Origin of the sequence: Nocardioides alkalitolerans DSM 16699, from assembly GCF_000426525.1 — a bacterium.
Lineage (GTDB): Bacteria > Actinomycetota > Actinomycetes > Propionibacteriales > Nocardioidaceae > Nocardioides > Nocardioides alkalitolerans.
In genome coordinates, this window is sequence record NZ_KE384533.1 from 218,506 (window position 1) to 234,835 (window position 16,330).

Below are 16,330 nucleotides of genomic sequence, written 5' to 3' on the forward strand. Positions count from 1 at the left end.
GCGCCGCGGGCGTTGGCTCAGGTGGCGTTGCAGAGGGTCGTCGTCGACGACACGATGGCCGCCGTCTTCGCGCCCGTGCCGGTGTAGCCCTCCGGGAGGGACGCGGCGGCGTTGAGCTGGAACGTCTGCGTCGCGGTCGACAGCGAGGTGCGGAGGGCCATGGTCTCGCCCGCGGGTATCTCGGTCGTCACGGTGACGAAGCGAGAGGAGCCGGACAGGTACGTCACGGTGGCCGTACCCGCGCCCGTCGCCCGGAAGGTGCCGATGTCGGCGACGCCCGACCCCGTGATGATGACGGTGTTACCGACCGGGAGGGCGGTGGGGCCGGCGGTGAGGAGGAAGCCCGGGCCGACGATGCCGCTGGCGCCGCAGCTGCCGCGTAGCGCGAACGCCCCCACGTCCACGGCGCTCGCGGCGAAGGCCGGTGCGGCCGACACGACGGCGACCGCCGGGACGGACCAGGCAGCGGCACGGGTCACCGACCGACGGCTGTAGCTGCGACGACCCGCGGGCCGCGACCCCTCGATCAGGTCTGGCATGGCTGACGCTCCCCCGCTCGGACTTCCGACCCCCGTCCTGCGAAGGATAGGGACTCGGAAGGTGCCGTGTGGCCCGAACGGATCGTTCGACACCAGCAGCAGGGGCTGGACCGGGAAGGTCGCCGCGAACGTCAGCCCGGACCGCCCGCGAGCGTCGCCCCGAACCCCTGACGGATCGCGACGACGCCTCGCGGGTGGATCAGTTGGCCGAGCAGAGGATCAGCGTCGACGACACGTTGCCCGCGGTCTTCGCGCCCGTGCCGCTGTAGCCGGACGGGAGGGTCGCCACGGCGTTGAGCTGGAAGGCCACCGAGATCGACAGCGTGGTGCGGAAGGCGATGGTCGCACCCGCCGGGACGGCCGACGTCACCGTGATCTGGCGCGAGGTGGGCGACAGCACCTGCACGTCAGCCGTGCCGCCCGACACGGAGAACACGCCGATGTTGGCGACGCCCGAGCCCGTGATGATGACGCTCGTGCCCACCGGCAGCGGCGTCGTGGGGCCGGCCTGCAGCGTGAAGCCCGGGCCGAGGAGGCCGAGCGTGCCGCAGGAGCCGCGCAGGGCGAACGCACCCACGTCGACGGCGCTCGCGGCGAACGCCGGCGCGGCCGAGACGACGGCGACGGCCGGGACGGACCACGCGGCGGCGCGGGTCACGGAACGGCGGCTGTAGGTGCGACGGCCCTCGGACCGCGACTCGGTGAGATCAGACATGTGGCGCTCCCCAGATGGAACTTCGAAACCCTGACCTGAGGACAGTAAGCACGAATCAGGTGGCGCATCCTGCGTGAAGGGATTTGACCTCAAGATCGGGCTTGAATTTGTCCCGATCAGGGGGTGCGGTCTAGACCGGGCGACGACTTGCGGCGAGCCTCTGGACAAGGCGGCGAGGGAAATGCTGGACAGTCGTCATGCGATCTGGCGATCCCGCTCAAGATCAATGGTCTAGACCAGCCCGCCGCGGGCGGCCGGACGAGGAGGATGGATCAGGCGCCGATCGGAGCCGTCGCGAGCACCTCGTGGCGCGGTCGACGTCGGGGCCCCTCACCGAGGTGGGACGCGACGACGGCCACCTCGTCGGCGGTCCAGGTCGGCCCGACGTACGTGTCGAGGAGCTTGACCCAGTCACCCATCGGCACCGGGAGGCCCGACCGGGCGACCGTCACGTGCGGCCGGAACCGGCCGCCGTCCACCTCGGCCCCGGCGGTGCTGGCCGCCGTACGCGCACCGGCGGCCAGGAGGTCGAGCTGCTCGGCCCCGTGGCCGTCGAGCGCGAGACCGGCCCAGAGCACCCGGGCGGCGTCGACCGCGGGGAAGGTGCCACCGCTGGCGACGCGGGCCTCGAACGGGGTACGGCGCTGCGCGGCCGCCGCGGTGCGCTCGAGCACCTCGTCGACCCGCCACTCGTCGACGTCGGCGGCGAACGCCAGAGTGACGTGGAAGGTCTCGGCGGGCGACCACCGGAAGTCACCGGCGGCACGGCGCACGTCGAGGAAGTCGTCCAGGTGCTCGCGGACGTCGTCGGGCAGGACCAGGGCGGTGAAGAGGCGCATCGGGCTCGACGCTACGGCGCGCGGCGCGGTGACCGCACGTGAATTGGCGTCAGGCCGCCCCGCGGAGCGCGACGGCGCGGAGGCACGCGACCACCCACTCGGGGTGGTGCATGACCTGCCACCAGGTGAAGCGGAGCACCGTCCACCCCTCGACGACCAGGGCGGTGTAGCGCCAGCAGTCGGTCTGGAACTCCTCCTTGCCGGCGTGGAACTGCCAGGAGTCGGCCTCGAGGACGAGGCGGCGCTCGCGGTCGACGACGTCGGGCCGCAGGGTCCGGGTGCCGCCGGGCGAATCAGCGTCGGGGACCTCGATCTCGACCTGGGCCCGGACCTCGAGGCCGGCCTCGACGGCGAGCGCCCGCAGCATCGACTCGAAGGGGTTGGCGGCTTCGGCGGTGGCGAGGGCCGCGACCCGACGCGCGGCTGCGGCGCCCTTGCCCCGAACGGCGTGGGCGTCCGCGACCAGGGTCTCGTGGTCGAGGCCGTGCCGGAGAGCGGAATCGAGGACACAGAGCGCGTCGCGGAACGGCAGCCGCCGCGCGCAGTCGACGGCCGTCCGGCGCCGGCTCGTGACCAGTCCGTCGTCGTGGTCCTCGGCCTCGCCCCAGAACACGTGTGCCCGGGTCGTGGTGGTGGCCCGGCTGCCGCGAGCGATCATCACCCAGGGCTTGCTCGGGGCCGTGGCGATCTCCCAGCCGTGCGCCTGAGCAGCACTGAGCGCACCCAGCCGCCCCCGCAGCTCGGCCGCCAGGCGCAGGGCGCGGTCGACGTCGGGAAGCCGGTAGAGGCTGCGGGTGACGCGCACGATCTCGCCGTCGGCGAGGGCGCTCTCGATCGCGGACCTCTCGCACATCTCGTCGAGCCGGGCACGGGTGGCGATGCCCCCGAGCATGGTCAGCGCCTCGGGCGGGGTCACGTCGGTCATGGGGAGCTCCTTCCCCACGGCCGCGGGGGTCACCAGCGCTCTCCACAGGCTGCACGGAAATCGCAAAACGTCCCCCGCCAGGCCCTGATCCGGGCGTTTCGGAGGACGTCTTACGAATCTCGTGCGTGCGTCGTCGGGCTACGCGGCCCGGCGAGGCGTCAGAGCCCCAGGTCGCGCCCGATGAGCTCCTTCATGATCTCGTTCGAGCCGGCCCAGATCTTCGTGACGCGGGCGTCGCGCCAGGCGCGCGTCACTCGGTACTCGTTCATGTAGCCGTAGCCGCCGTGCAGCTGGACGCAGTGGTCCAGCACGTCGTTCTGCACCTGCGAGCTCCACCACTTGGCCTTCGCGGCGTCGATCGGGGTGAGCTCGCCCTTCGCGTGGGCGGCGACGCAGGCGTCCATGAACGACTGGGCCACGTCGATCTGCGTGAAGAGCTCGGCGAAGAGGAACTTGTTGTGCTGGAACGAGCCGACGCCCTGGCCGAACGCCTTGCGCTCCTTGGCGTAGTCGAGGGTCTCGCGCAGGATCTGCGCGGCGTGGGCGAGGTTCGCGACGGAGCAGTTGAGCCGCTCCTGCGGCAGCTTCTGCATCATGTGGATGAAGCCGTTGTCGACCTCGCCGATGATCTCGTCGTCGGTGACGCGCACATCCTCGAAGAAGAGCTCCGCGGTGTCGGACTCCGGCTGGCCGGCCTTGTCGAGCTTGCGCCCGCGGCTGAAGCCCGGACGGTCGGCCTCGACGGCGAAGAGCGTGATGCCCTTGGCCTTCTTCTCCGGGCTGGTGCGCACGGCGACGACCACGAGGTCGGCCGAGTAGCCGTTGGTGATGAACGTCTTCGAGCCGTTGATGACCCACTCGTCGCCGTCGCGCACGGCGGTGGTCTTCAGGGCGGCGAGGTCGGAGCCGCCGGACGGCTCCGTCATCGCGATGGCCGTGAGGATCTCGCCCGCGGCCACGCCCGGCAGCCAGCGCTTCTTCTGCTGCTCCGTGGTCAGCTCGACCAGGTACGGCGCGACGATGTCGGCGTGGATGCCGACGCACGACGCGAAGGCCATGTTGACGTGCGCCAGCTCCTCCGTGAGCACGGCGTTGAACCGGTAGTCGCCGGCGCCGGACCCGCCGAACTCCTCGGGGATCTCGAGACCGAGGAACCCCTGGGCGCCCGCGGCGAGCCAGAACTCGCGCGGCAGCACCTTGTTCTCGATGTAGGACTCGAGGTGCGGCTCCACCTCGCGGGCCAGGAACTCGCGGACCGAGCCGCGGAAGGCCTCGTGGTCCTCGTCGTAGATCTCACGCTTCATGCGCCGGAGACTACTCGCAGGTAACAACGGCGCCAAGACGTCGCCGTACGGCGTCAGTCGTCGCTCGTGCCGGACCCCGTGCCGGGCCCGGCGGCGGGCGGACCGGACGTGCGGTCGTCGGCGGCCGCGCCGCGTCGTCCGGGCATCACCAGCACCGCCGCGACGAGCACCAGCGTGAGGGCCGCGGCCAGCGCGAAGACCGCGCGCACGGCGGGATCCAGCACGCCGGCCGGCAGGTCGGCGAGCTCGGGCACGACACCGCCGGCGTCGCGGGCGATCAACCCGTTGGCGACCGCGCCGAACACCGCCACGCCGACGGCGCTGCCGACGGACCGGCCGAACATCGTCATGCCCGTCACGACGCCGCGCTCGCCCCAGTCGACCGCGGCCTGGGCCGCGATCACCGACGGGCTGACGACGAGCCCGAACCCGAGGCCCATCACGAAGCACGGCACGGCGAGGTAGTAGATCGAGCTGTCGGCGGTGACGGTGAGCAGCAGCGCTCCCCCGGCGACGGTGACGGCGGCGCCGAGCACCATCGTCGCGCGGAAGCCGAACCGCAGGTAGAGGCGGCCCGCGTTGGAGGCGGCGATCGGCCAGCCGATGCTCATCGCCGCCAGTGCGGCGCCGGCGGCCACCGCGCTCGACCCGAGCACCTGCTGGCCGTAGACGGGCACGTACGACGACAGCCCCAGCGTGAGCACACCGACGACGAAGCCGGCCGCGGTCGCGGCGGCGGCCGTCCGGTGGCGCAGGATCCACCCCGGCACGACGGGATCGGTGGCGCGGCGCTCCGCGAGGACGAACGCACCGAGGAGGAGCACCGCCGTCCCCAGGATCGCGACGCTCGGTCCTGACGCCCACTCCCAGCGCACACCGCCCTCGAGGACGCCGAGCAGCAGGAGTCCGCAGCCGCCCGTCAGCAGGAGGGCGCCTAGCCCGTCGATGCTCTGCCGGCGCCGCTCGACCTGCTCGGAGAAGCCGCGCTGGAGCATCACGTACGCCGCGAGGCCCAGCGGCAGGTTGATCAGGAAGATCCAGCGCCACGAGAGGTAGTCGGAGAAGAGGCCGCCGAGGGCGGGCCCGACGAGCGAGGAGACCGCCCAGACGCTTGCGATGTAGCCCTGGACCTTGGCGCGCTCGGCGACGGAGTAGATGTCGCCGACGATCGTCATGCCGATCGGCTGCACCGCCCCGGCACCGATGCCCTGCAGCAGGCGGGCCGCGATGAGGGAGCCCATGCTCCACGCCAGCCCGCAGAGCAGCGAGCCCACGACGAAGGTGGCGATCCCCGCCAGCATCACCGGCTTGCGGCCGAAGACGTCGGCGAGCTTGCTGTAGAGCGGCACCGTCACGGCCTGCGCGAGCAGGTAGATCGAGAAGAGCCACGGGAACTGGGCGAACCCGCCGAGGTCGTCCACGACGGCCGGCACGGCGGTGGCGAGGATCGTCGCGTCGAGCGCCACCAGGCCCGTCGACAGCATGACCGCGCCCAGCACCGGTCCGCGCTCGCTGCGCAGGCCGATGTCGGCCCGCTTCACGTCGCTCTGCCGGGGACCGCTCACATCCAGGCGGCAACCGGCGTACGGGCCGGCGCATTCCTTGGGTTGCGGTTCGCGGTACCTCGTACCCGTGGAACGGGTGGCACCTACCGCGAACGGAGGGGCCGCGCGACCGGCCTCAGTCGCGGGGCTGGAGCCTGCGGTGCACCTCGCCGACGACGGCGACGAGGGTGACGAGCACGCCGGAGAGCACGAGGCCGAGCACGAGGCTGTGCTTCAGGGCCAGGGCACCGGCCGCCGCGCCGAGCAGGATCAGGACGACCGCGGCGACCCGGCGCGCGGACGACCCGGGCTTGCCGGCACCGAGCGCCGAGTCGGAGGCGAGGCCGGTGAGGGTCGAGGTGACGACGACGGTCGTGACGTCCTTGACCGCCACGACCCGGGCGGCGGCGGCCTGGACGCCCATCGCGAGGCCGAGCACGGTGGTGACGACGGCGGCGGTCACGTGGTCGGGGTCGTCGACGACCGCGAGGCCGGCGGCGCAGCCGAGCATCAGCACCGCGACCAGGCCCAGCAGCAGCGACGAGCGCCCGCCCCACGCCTCGCCCGTCGACCGCAGCGTGCGTCCGGCCAGGGCCGCGCCCGCCATGAAGCCGAGGAGGGCGACGACCGGCCCGAGGATCGGCAGGTCGTCGGCGCCGACGATCGCCATGCCGAGGATGACCACGTTGCCGGTCATGTTGCCGGTGAAGACCCGGTCGAGCCCGAGGTAGCCGACGGCGTCGATGACGCCCGTGCCGAAGGTCAGGGCGAGCATCAGCAGCAGGTGCACGCGCGTCACCGGGACCGCGGCGAACCGCCCCACCGGGCCACGCCGCTCCGTCGTCGTACCGCTCACCGCCGCGTCTCCTCGCCCCTACCCCGGTCCGTCCCGTTCACCGGGTGATTCTCCCCGCGCTCCTGGGGCACCGAAGCGCCGGGTGGGTACGGGACCCTGTGCTTGGATCGATCCACGCACCGGGGCTCGTCCCGACATCCACTGAGGGAGCAACACATGGTTGAGGTCTGGCCGGGGCACGCCTACCCGCTCGGCGCAACGTTCGACGGGAGCGGCACGAACTTCGCGCTCTTCAGCGAGGCCGCCGAGAAGGTCGAGCTCTGCCTTCTCGACCCCGACCCCGAGAAGCCGGGCGAGTGGGTCGAGACCCGCGTGCAGCTGGTCGAGGCCGACGCGTTCGTGTGGCACGGCTACCTGCCGACGGTGCAGCCGGGCCAGCACTACGGCTACCGCGTGCACGGCCCGTGGGACCCGTCCGCCGGCCTGCGCTGCAACCCCGCCAAGCTGCTGCTCGACCCGTACGCGAAGGCCACCAGCCGCGAGATCGACTGGGACCCGTCGCTGTTCGCCTACACCTTCGGCGACCCCGAGTCGCGCAACGACGACGACTCCGGGCCGCACATGATGCACGGCGTCGTCATCAACCCCTTCTTCGACTGGGAGGGCGACCGCCGGCCGCGCACGCCGTACAACGACACGATCGTGTACGAGGCGCACGTCAAGGGCCTCACGCAGCTGCACCCCGACCTGCCGGAGGAGCTGCGGGGCACGTACGCCGGGCTGGCGCACCCCGCCATCACGGAGCACCTCACGAAGCTCGGCGTCACCGCCATCGAGCTCATGCCGGTGCACCAGTTCGTGCAGGACAACACGCTGATCGAGAAGGGCCTGCGCAACTACTGGGGCTACAACACGATCGGGTTCTTCGCGCCGCACGCGTCGTACGCCGTCAACGAGGCGGCCGGCCAGCAGGTGCAGGAGTTCAAGTCGATGGTCAAGGCGATGCACGCCGCGGGCATCGAGGTCATCCTCGACGTGGTCTACAACCACACCGCGGAGGGCAACCACCTCGGTCCGACGCTCAGCTTCAAGGGCATCGACAACCCGGCGTACTACCGCCTCGTCGAGGACGACGAGCAGTACTACATGGACTACACGGGCACCGGCAACAGCCTCAACGTGCGCCACCCCCACTCGCTGCAGCTGATCATGGACTCGCTGCGCTACTGGGTGACCGAGATGCACGTCGACGGCTTCCGGTTCGACCTCGCCTCCGCGCTGGCGCGCGAGTTCTACGACGTCGACCGCCTCGCGACCTTCTTCGAGCTCGTGCAGCAGGACCCGGTGGTCAGCCAGGTCAAGCTCATCGCCGAGCCGTGGGACGTCGGGCCCGGCGGCTACCAGGTCGGCGGCTTCCCGCCGCAGTGGACGGAGTGGAACGGCAAGTACCGCGACACCGTGCGCGACTTCTGGCGCGGCGACCACACCCTCGGCGAGTTCGCCTCGCGCCTGGCCGGGTCGAGCGACCTCTACGAGCACTCCGGACGTCGCCCGTTCGCCAGCATCAACTTCGTCACCGCCCACGACGGCTTCACCATCCGCGACCTCGTGTCGTACGAGGAGAAGCACAACGAGGCCAACGGCGAGGACAACAACGACGGCGAGAGCCACAACCGCTCGCAGAACTTCGGCGTCGAGGGCCCGACCGACGACCCCGAGGTGCTCGAGCTGCGCGCCCGCGCCCAGCGCAACCACATCGCGACGCTGCTGCTGAGCCAGGGCGTGCCGATGCTGCTGCACGGCGACGAGCTGGGCCGCACCCAGGACGGCAACAACAACACCTACGCGCAGGACTCCGAGATCGCGTGGGTGCACTGGGACAAGGCCGACAAGCCGCTGGTGGAGTTCACGGCCGCCGTCGTGCGGCTGCGCAAGAACCACCCGACGTTCCGTCGCAAGCGGTTCTTCACCGGCGGCCCCGTGCGCGTGCCCGACGGCGCCGAGGGCGACCGCCTCAACGACATCGTGTGGCTGCACCTCGACGGCCGCCCGATGGAGGACGCCGACTGGGAGGACACCTCCGAGCCGTACGGCAAGGCGCTCGGGATGTACCTCAACGGCTACGGCATCAAGGGCCGCGGCGAGCGCGGCGAGCGCATCACCGACGACCACTTCCTGCTCTACTTCAACGCCGACGGCGACTGCGAGGTCGTGCTGCCGCCCGACGAGTACGCCGCGGCGTGGGACGTCGTGATCGACACCGGCGGCACGCTCGCCGACGACCAGCCGCGCGAGGCCGGCTCCCGTCTCTCCGTCGCCTCCCAGAGCGTCGTCGTGCTGCGCGAGCACTCGGCGCCCGAGGAGGAGCCCGACCACTCGGTCGCGGCCAGCATCGCCGCCATGAGCGACGAGGCCTGACGGGCCGGCACCGCAGCACGACCACCCGGGCCGGGGCGAGCGCACGCTCGCCCCGGCCCGGTGCGTCAGAAGACGTTCTCGGGATCCACGACCTCGTCCGCCGGCGGCGGCTCGGGATCGAACGGCTCGTCGAAGTCGGTGAGGTCGGCCGTGCTCGTCGCGCCCTGGTCGGCGCGCAGGAAGTAGTGGGGCTCCGCGACCGCGACGCTGGCGACCGTCTCGGTGCCGTCGCTGGTGGTGTAGCTGATCTGCACCGCCTCCTGACCGCCCACGCGGCGGGTCTCACCGGTCTCGAAGTCGGTGGGGCGGCCGTCGTCGTCGCCGAGGAACGACTCGATGTTGCAGAACTCGGCGAAGTCGCCCGACGTGTCGAGCACCCACTTGTCGACGAGCAGCCCGATCGCGAGGTCGTCGAGGCCCCCGCTGCTCTGGGCCTCCCAGAACTCCTGGCCCGCCCGGAACCAGTAGGTGCCGTCGACGCCCAGCAGGTCGACCGTGTCGCCGTTGAGCGCCATCGTGCCCTCGCAGCCGTCGGTGCCGAGGAACAGGTCGACCCCGACGCTCTGGCCGCCGTCGGCGAAGTCGCCCACGAGCCGCAGCGACGACGCGCTCGCCGTGGCCGCTGTCGCCTCGTCGAAGATCTCCTCCGCGCTCAGCCCGGCGAGCGAGCCGAGCTCGCCGTCCGGACCGGCCGACGTGGTGGTGTCGTCGGTCGGGTCGTCGTCACCGTCGCCGCCCATCAGGGACACCCCGACGATCGTGCCGCCGACGAGCACCGCGGCGCCCAGCGCCGCCGCGCCCCAGACGAGGCCCTTCCTCCGCGGTGCGCCGGGCCGACCCGGCTGCTGCGCGAACGCCGGGTACGGCGCGCCCTGGCCGCCGTACGCGTGCTGCTGGCCGACGTGGGTGGGGTGCTGCCCGGAGCCCGGCACCGGCACGGGCGACCACCGGTCGGCGGCGGCGGTCGGACCGGCGGTGGGCGCCGCGGTGGGCACCGAGCCGCCCGGCGCGACGGCGGGTCCGAGGATGGTGGCGGGGTCGGGGTCGTACGACGGGGACCAGCCACCCGCGCCGCCGCCCCGGCTGATGCGGGCCACGACGGCCTCCAGCTCGAGGCGGAGGACGGCGGCCGAGGACGGGCGCTGGGCGGGGTCCTTGGCGAGCAGCGAGCGGAGCACGGTGTTGAGCTCGGCGTCGAGGGGCCCGCGGACGGCCAGCTGGGGGACCGGCGCGTTCACGTGGGCGAGCGCGACCTCCATGTCGGTGCCGGAGTACGGCGGGCGACCGGTGAGCGTCGCCCACAGCACGCAGCCGAGGGCGTAGAGGTCGCTGGCGGTGGAGGCGGGCAGACCGTGGTGGCGCTCGGGCGCGAGGTAGGCCCAGGTGCCGACCACGGTGCCGGTGCGGGTCTGGTCGCTGACCCCGGCGGCCGCGATGCCGAAGTCGCAGAGGTAGCCGTGGAGCGTGCCGTCGGGCAGCACCCGCAGGAGCACGTTCGAGGGCTTGATGTCGCGGTGGAGCACGCCGGCCCCGTGGGCGGCGTCGAGACCGATCGCCAGCTGCCGCACGACGTGCAGCGCCCGCAGGGGCATGAGCGGTCCGTCGGCGGCCAGGCGCTGACCGAGGTCGCCGTCGCGCACCAGCTGCATCGCCAGGTAGAGCCAGCCGTCGAGCTCGCCCGCGTCGTGGATGGCGACGATGTGCGGGGAGTCGAGCCGCGCCAGGGTGCGGGCCTCGCGCAGGAAGCGCTCCCGGTACGACGCGTCGTCGGCCATCTCGGGCGGCAGGAACTTCAGCGCCACCTGGCGCTCGAGGCCGCGGTGGGTGGCCTCGTAGACGATGCCCATGCCGCCGCGACCGAGCTGGCGACCCACGTGGTAGCTGCCGAAGTCGCTCCCCGGCCCGGGCACGAAGCGCTCAGTCATCTCGGTGGTCCCTCCGTCGTACCGATCGCGGAGTGCCGAACCCGTCCGACGCCGCTTCCGTCGGCCCCGCGCACCTCCGCAGAGGCGTCGGGGCCCGGCGCCGTGTCGGCGCCGGACCCCATCTTGACCCGCTCGGCGGGATCTGAACCCCGCCGATCCGTCAGCCGAGCTGGCTGGGGTCGAGCACCTCGTCGGCCGGCGGCGCCTCCACGTCGAGGTCCTCGTCGAACTCGGAGAACGCGATCGTGCCGTTGTCGCCCTGCTCCAGCTGCAGGTAGTAGTACGGCTCCTCGGTCGCGACCGCGGCGGTGACGTCGTCGCCCTCGCTGGTCGTCCACGAGATCTCCTGGGCCGCCTGGCCGTCGACCTCGGTGGTGTCGCCCTTGGCGAAGTCGGTCGGGCGGTCCTCGTCGTCCTGGTCGCCGAAGAACGAGTCGATGTTGCAGAACTCGCTGAACTCGCCCTCGGTGTCGGGGACCCACATGCCCGACACGAGGTCGAGCAGCGCCTGGTCCTCCGGGGTGCCGTCGGACTGCGACGCCCAGAACGCGTCGTCGCCGCGGAACCAGTACTCGCCGTCGACCCCGAGGAGGTCAATGGTCAGCCCGCTGATCGTCATCGACCCGTCGCACGAGTCGGTGCCGAGCGCGATGTCCATCTCGATGGCCTGGCCGTCGCCGTCGATCGACCCGACGAGGCGCACCGACGACGAGCCCGAGGTCGCCTCCAGCGCGGCGTCGTAGATCTCCTCGGCCGACATGTCGTCGAGGGCGCTGCCGCCCTCGGTCTCCTCGGTGCTGCTCGACTCGCCGTCGGCGGCGTCGTCGCCGTTGTCGTCGCTGCCGCACGCGGCGAGCATCGAGGTCGCCAGGACGGCTCCGGCCGCGATGGCCACGGTGCGGCGGGCGCCGCGTCGCATGGTGCGCATGTCTGTTCCCCACTTCGTCGAAAGGTCTGCCCCTGCCCCCATGAGAGCACGCTCACCCCTCTCCGCGCGCAGGACTCCCCCGACCCTGGGTACCTGTCCCCACGCTCCGGTCGGCACGTCCGGGGCACGCAGACCAGACCGTCGACGGGGGACGTCGGGCCGGGCACCACGCCCTAGGCTGGCCGGACCGCCGCGCGACCCCCAGACGGCAGCCATGGACGGGAGCACCATGACCACCCCCCGCACGCCGAGGAGCACCTACCGGCTGCAGATCACGGCCGACTTCGACCTCCACGCGGCGGCCCGGAGGCTGCCCTACCTGGCCGACCTCGGCGTCGACTGGGTCTACCTCTCGCCGCTGCTGGCGGCCGAGCCGGGCAGCGACCACGGGTACGACGTGGTGGCCCACGACCGCATCGACCCCACCCGGGGCGGACCGGCCGGTCTCTCGGCCGTGTCGGCGCAGGCCCGCGCCCTCGGCATGGGTGTGCTCGTCGACATCGTGCCGAACCACGTGGGGGTAGCGACCCCGACGCAGAACGCCTGGTGGTGGTCGCTGCTGTCGGCCGGGCCCGCCTCGCCGTACGCCGAGGCCTTCGACGTCGACTGGGACGCGGGCGGCGGTCGCCTGCGCATCCCCGTGGTCGGCGACGACGACCTCGGGGCGGAGGGGGCGATCTCGCACCTCTCCGTGGTGGACGGCGAGCTCCGCTACCACGACCACCGCTTCCCGGTGCGGCCCGGAACGCTCTCGGCCGACCCCCAGGCGGTGCACGCGGCGCAGCACTACGAGCTCGTCGGCTGGCGCACCGCCGACGACCGCCTCAACTACCGACGCTTCTTCGCGGTCAACACGCTCGCCGCCGTGCGGGTCGAGGAGCGCGAGTGGTTCGACGCCAGCCACGTCGAGATCGGGCGCTGGTTCACGGAGGGCCTCGTGGACGGCCTGCGGGTCGACCACCCCGACGGCCTGCGCGCGCCGGCGTCGTACCTCGACGACCTGGCCGGCCTCACGGGCGGCGCCTACGTGCTCGTCGAGAAGATCCTCGAGACGGGCGAGCAGCTCGAGGCGGGCTGGGCGACGTCGGGCACGACCGGGTACGACGCGATGGCCCTCGTCGACCGCGTGCTCGTCGACCCCGCCGGCCAGGCGCCGCTCGACGCGCTCGAGACGCGGCTGCGCGGCGGGCCGGTCGACTGGCACGCGATGGTGCACGGCACGAAGCGGGCCGTCGCCGACGGCATCCTCGGCTCCGAGGCACGCCGCATCGTGCGCGAGCTCGACGGCACGCCCGGGCCTGCGGCGTACGTCGACGCGGTCGCCGAGCTGCTCACCACCATGCCCGTCTACCGCTCCTACCTGCCCGAGGGCCGCGAGCACCTCGAGGAGGCCTTCACGGCCGCCCGGGCGCACCGCCCCGACCTCGGCGCCACCCTCGACGCGCTCCACCCGCTGCTCACCGACCCGACCCACCCGGCGGCCCTGCGGTTCCAGCAGACCTCCGGCATGGTGATGGCGAAGGGCGTGGAGGACTGCGCGTTCTACCGCTACTCCCGCCTCACCAGCCTCAACGAGGTCGGCGGCGACCCGTCCGTGTTCGCGGTCGCGCCCGACGAGTTCCACGCCGCGATGGTGGAGCGCCAGGAGCACTGGCCGCACGCCATGACCGCCGGCTCCACCCACGACACCAAGCGCGGGGAGGACGTCCGCGCCCGCATCACGGCGCTGGCCGAGCTGCCCGGCGAGTGGGAGGCGGCGCTCACCCGCCTGCTCGAGGCCTCACCGCTGCCCGACCCGGGCTTCGGCGCGCTGCTGTGGCAGGCCGTGCTCGGCGCGTGGCCGACCGTCGACGCGAGCGACCTGCGCGACCGGCTCCACGGCTACGCCGAGAAGGCGATGCGCGAGGCCGGCGACCGCACCACGTGGACGGCGCCCGACGCAGCGTACGAGAAGGCCGTGCACCGGGCCGTCGACGCCGCGTTCGACGACAAGGGCGCGCGACGCGCGCTGCGCGACCTGCTCGCCCGGGTGGCCGGCCCCGGCTGGTCCAACTCGCTGAGCGCCAAGCTGGTGAGCCTGACGATGCCGGGCGTGCCCGACGTCTACCAGGGCAGCGAGCTGTGGGAGCAGTCCCTGGTCGACCCGGACAACCGGCGGCCGGTCGACTTCGACCTGCGCGCCCGCGTGCTGCCCGCCGTGCTCGGCGGCGTGAAGCCGCCGCTCGTCGGGGGCACGACCGACTCCGGGGCGGCCAAGCTGCTCGTCACCGCGGCGGCCCTGCGCGCCCGGCGCGACCGGTCGGAGCTCTTCACGTCGTACACGCCGCTGACGGCGACCGGGCCGGCCGCCGACCACGTGCTCGCCTTCGACCGCGGCGGTGCGATCACGGTCGCGACCCGCCTGCCCGTCGGTCTCGAGCGCGCGGGGGGCTGGCGCGACACCCGCCTGACGCTGCCCGCCGGACGCTGGACCGACCTCGTCGGGGGCGGCTCGATCGACGTCACCGGCACGCCCGACACCCCCGGCGGCGCACCCGTCGCCGACCTGCTCGCGACGTACCCCGTCGCCCTGCTCGTGAGGGAGGACGCATGACCACCGCGCCCAGCACCCGTGACCGCGGCCCGTTCGACGTCTGGGCCCCGCGGCCGTCGTCGATCCGGCTCGTCGTGACCACCGGCGAGCACGACGAGGTCGTGCCGATGACCCGCGGCACCGACGGCTGGTGGACCCCCACCGGTACGCCGCCCGACGTCGCGGCCTACCCCGAGGGCGTCGACTACGGCTACCTCGTCGACGACGACACCACCCCGCGGCCCGATCCGCGCTCGCGCCGTCAGCCGGCCGGCGTGCACGGGCTCTCGCGCACCTTCGACCCCGGCGCCTTCACCTGGAACGACGGCGCCTGGACCGGCCGTCAGCTCGCCGGCTCCGTGATCTACGAGCTGCACCTCGGCACCTTCACCCCCGAGGGCACGCTCGACGCCGCGCTCGACCGGCTCGACCACCTGAAGTCGATCGGGGTCGACCTCGTCGAGCTGCTCCCGGTCAACGCGTTCAACGGCACCCACAACTGGGGGTACGACGGGGTCGACTGGTTCGCGGTCTCCGAGACGTACGGCGGGCCCGCGGCCTACCAGCGCTTCGTCGACGCCTGCCACGCGGCGGGCCTCGGCGTCGTCCAGGACGTCGTCTACAACCACCTCGGCCCGTCCGGCAACTACCTGCCGCTGTTCGCGCCGTACCTGAAGAGCGGCCGCAACACGTGGGGCGACCTCGTCAACCTCGACGGCGAGGACGCGGGCGAGGTGCGCCGGTTCGTGCTCGACAACGTGCGCATGTGGTTCGAGGACTTCCACGTCGACGGCCTGCGCCTCGACGCCGTGCACGCGCTGCACGACGAGTCCCCCACCCACGTGCTCGAGGAGATGGCAATCGAGACGGCCGCGTGGTCGTCGTACGTCGGTCGGCCGCTCTCGCTGATCGCCGAGTCCGACCTCAACGACCCCGTGATGTTCACGCCCCGCGAGGCCGGCGGCTACGGGCTCACCGCGCAGTGGAGCGACGACTTCCACCACGCCGTGCACGTCGCGCTCAGCGGGGAGACGGCCGGCTACTACGCCGACTTCGAGCCCCTCGCGGCGCTGCAGAAGGTGCTCACCCACGGCTTCTTCCACGACGGCACCTACAGCTCGTTCCGCGAGCGCGACCACGGGGTGGCGATCGACACCGCCACCGTGGCCACCTCGCGGCTCGTGGTGTGCAGCCAGAACCACGACCAGATCGGCAACCGCGCCGTCGGCGACCGCCTCACCGACCACCTCGACGACGACCAGCTGGCCACCGCGGCGCTGCTCACCCTGGGCACCGGGTTCACGCCCATGCTGTTCCAGGGCGAGGAGTGGGCGGCGTCGACGCCGTTCCAGTTCTTCACCTCGCACCCCGAGCCCGAGCTCGGCAAGGCGACCGCCGAGGGCCGCATCGCCGAGTTCGAGAAGATGGGCTGGGACCCGGCCGTCGTGCCCGACCCCCAGGACCCCGAGACCTTCACGCGCTCCAAGCTCGACTGGTCGGAGCCCGAGGGTGGTCGGCACGCGGTGCTGCTCGAGGTCTACCGGCAGCTGGCGGCGCTGCGCGCGACGTACCCCGACCTCACCGACCCGTCCTTCGGCGCCACCACCTGCGAGGTCGACGAGCGCACGCGCCTGGTGCGCATCGGCCGCGGACGCCTGCGCTTCGTGCTGGTGCTCGGCACCGAGGCGGCGACCGTGCCGGTGCCCGAGGGGTACGGCGTGGTCTTCGCGACGCCGGGCGGGTACGACGAGGGGTCCGGCACCGTCGGCGCCACCGTCGTCGTACCGGCCCACGGGGCCGTGGTGCTCGCGCCGGTGTGACGGGG

General features: G+C 72.8%; 12 protein-coding genes. 3 read left to right on the top strand and 9 right to left on the bottom strand.

Translation table 11 applies throughout. The features are described from left to right. Positions 1 to 17: 17 nt before the first annotated feature. The 7 genes from K329_RS0117950 to K329_RS0117980 form a co-directional block, all read right to left on the bottom strand. On the bottom strand, positions 18 to 539 hold the full coding sequence (locus tag K329_RS0117950) for a hypothetical protein (RefSeq protein WP_028474129.1): 522 nt from the start codon (positions 537 to 539) through the stop codon (positions 18 to 20). 199 nt (positions 540 to 738) lie between these two features. After that, positions 739 to 1,254 carry a hypothetical protein gene (locus tag K329_RS0117955; RefSeq protein ID WP_028474130.1) on the bottom strand — a complete coding sequence of 172 codons (516 nt, stop codon included), beginning with the start codon at positions 1,252 to 1,254 and terminating at the stop codon, positions 739 to 741. A 272-nt stretch (positions 1,255 to 1,526) separates the two neighbouring features. Further along, positions 1,527 to 2,093, bottom strand: a complete 567-nt coding sequence (gene thpR, locus K329_RS0117960) for an RNA 2',3'-cyclic phosphodiesterase (protein WP_028474131.1) — start codon at positions 2,091 to 2,093, stop codon at positions 1,527 to 1,529. Positions 2,094 to 2,142: 49 nt separating this feature from the next. After that, the gene (locus K329_RS27755; protein ID WP_052337078.1) at positions 2,143 to 3,018 is read right to left on the bottom strand and encodes a DUF559 domain-containing protein; all 876 of its coding nucleotides are present in this window, start codon (positions 3,016 to 3,018) and stop codon (positions 2,143 to 2,145) included. A gap of 158 nt (positions 3,019 to 3,176) precedes the next feature. Then, positions 3,177 to 4,322, bottom strand: coding sequence for an acyl-CoA dehydrogenase family protein (locus K329_RS0117970; RefSeq protein ID WP_028474132.1), 1,146 nt, complete (start codon positions 4,320 to 4,322; stop codon positions 3,177 to 3,179). A 53-nt stretch (positions 4,323 to 4,375) separates the two neighbouring features. Continuing rightward, positions 4,376 to 5,887 (bottom strand): MDR family MFS transporter, encoded by a 1,512-nt coding sequence (locus K329_RS27760; protein ID WP_245596593.1) that lies wholly within the window; start codon positions 5,885 to 5,887, stop codon positions 4,376 to 4,378. Positions 5,888 to 6,002: 115 nt separating this feature from the next. Further along, positions 6,003 to 6,722 carry a YoaK family protein gene (locus K329_RS0117980; RefSeq protein WP_245596594.1) on the bottom strand — a complete coding sequence of 240 codons (720 nt, stop codon included), beginning with the start codon at positions 6,720 to 6,722 and terminating at the stop codon, positions 6,003 to 6,005. Positions 6,723 to 6,878: 156 nt separating this feature from the next. On the opposite strand from K329_RS0117980, the gene glgX reads away from it, so the two are divergent. Continuing rightward, positions 6,879 to 9,080: a glycogen debranching protein GlgX gene (glgX, locus tag K329_RS0117985; RefSeq protein WP_043644149.1), complete on the top strand. Its 2,202-nt coding sequence runs from the start codon at positions 6,879 to 6,881 to the stop codon at positions 9,078 to 9,080. Positions 9,081 to 9,145: 65 nt separating this feature from the next. Here the strand turns inward: glgX and K329_RS29815 are convergent, their stop codons facing one another. After that, complete coding sequence (locus tag K329_RS29815; protein ID WP_052337079.1) at positions 9,146 to 11,005, bottom strand: serine/threonine-protein kinase; 1,860 nt, start codon at positions 11,003 to 11,005, stop codon at positions 9,146 to 9,148. Between the two features lie 160 nt (positions 11,006 to 11,165). After that, positions 11,166 to 11,933 (bottom strand): hypothetical protein, encoded by a 768-nt coding sequence (locus K329_RS0117995; RefSeq protein ID WP_028474135.1) that lies wholly within the window; start codon positions 11,931 to 11,933, stop codon positions 11,166 to 11,168. 229 nt (positions 11,934 to 12,162) lie between these two features. On the opposite strand from K329_RS0117995, the gene treY reads away from it, so the two are divergent. Both treY and treZ read left to right on the top strand, forming a co-directional pair. After that, a complete protein-coding gene (gene treY, locus K329_RS0118000) occupies positions 12,163 to 14,526 on the top strand; it encodes a malto-oligosyltrehalose synthase (RefSeq protein ID WP_043644649.1) in 2,364 nt (787 codons plus the stop codon). After that, a complete protein-coding gene (gene treZ, locus K329_RS0118005) occupies positions 14,523 to 16,325 on the top strand; it encodes a malto-oligosyltrehalose trehalohydrolase (protein WP_028474137.1) in 1,803 nt (600 codons plus the stop codon). The genes treY and treZ overlap by 4 nt, the downstream gene beginning before the upstream one ends. The last annotated feature ends 5 nt before the right edge of the window (positions 16,326 to 16,330 follow it).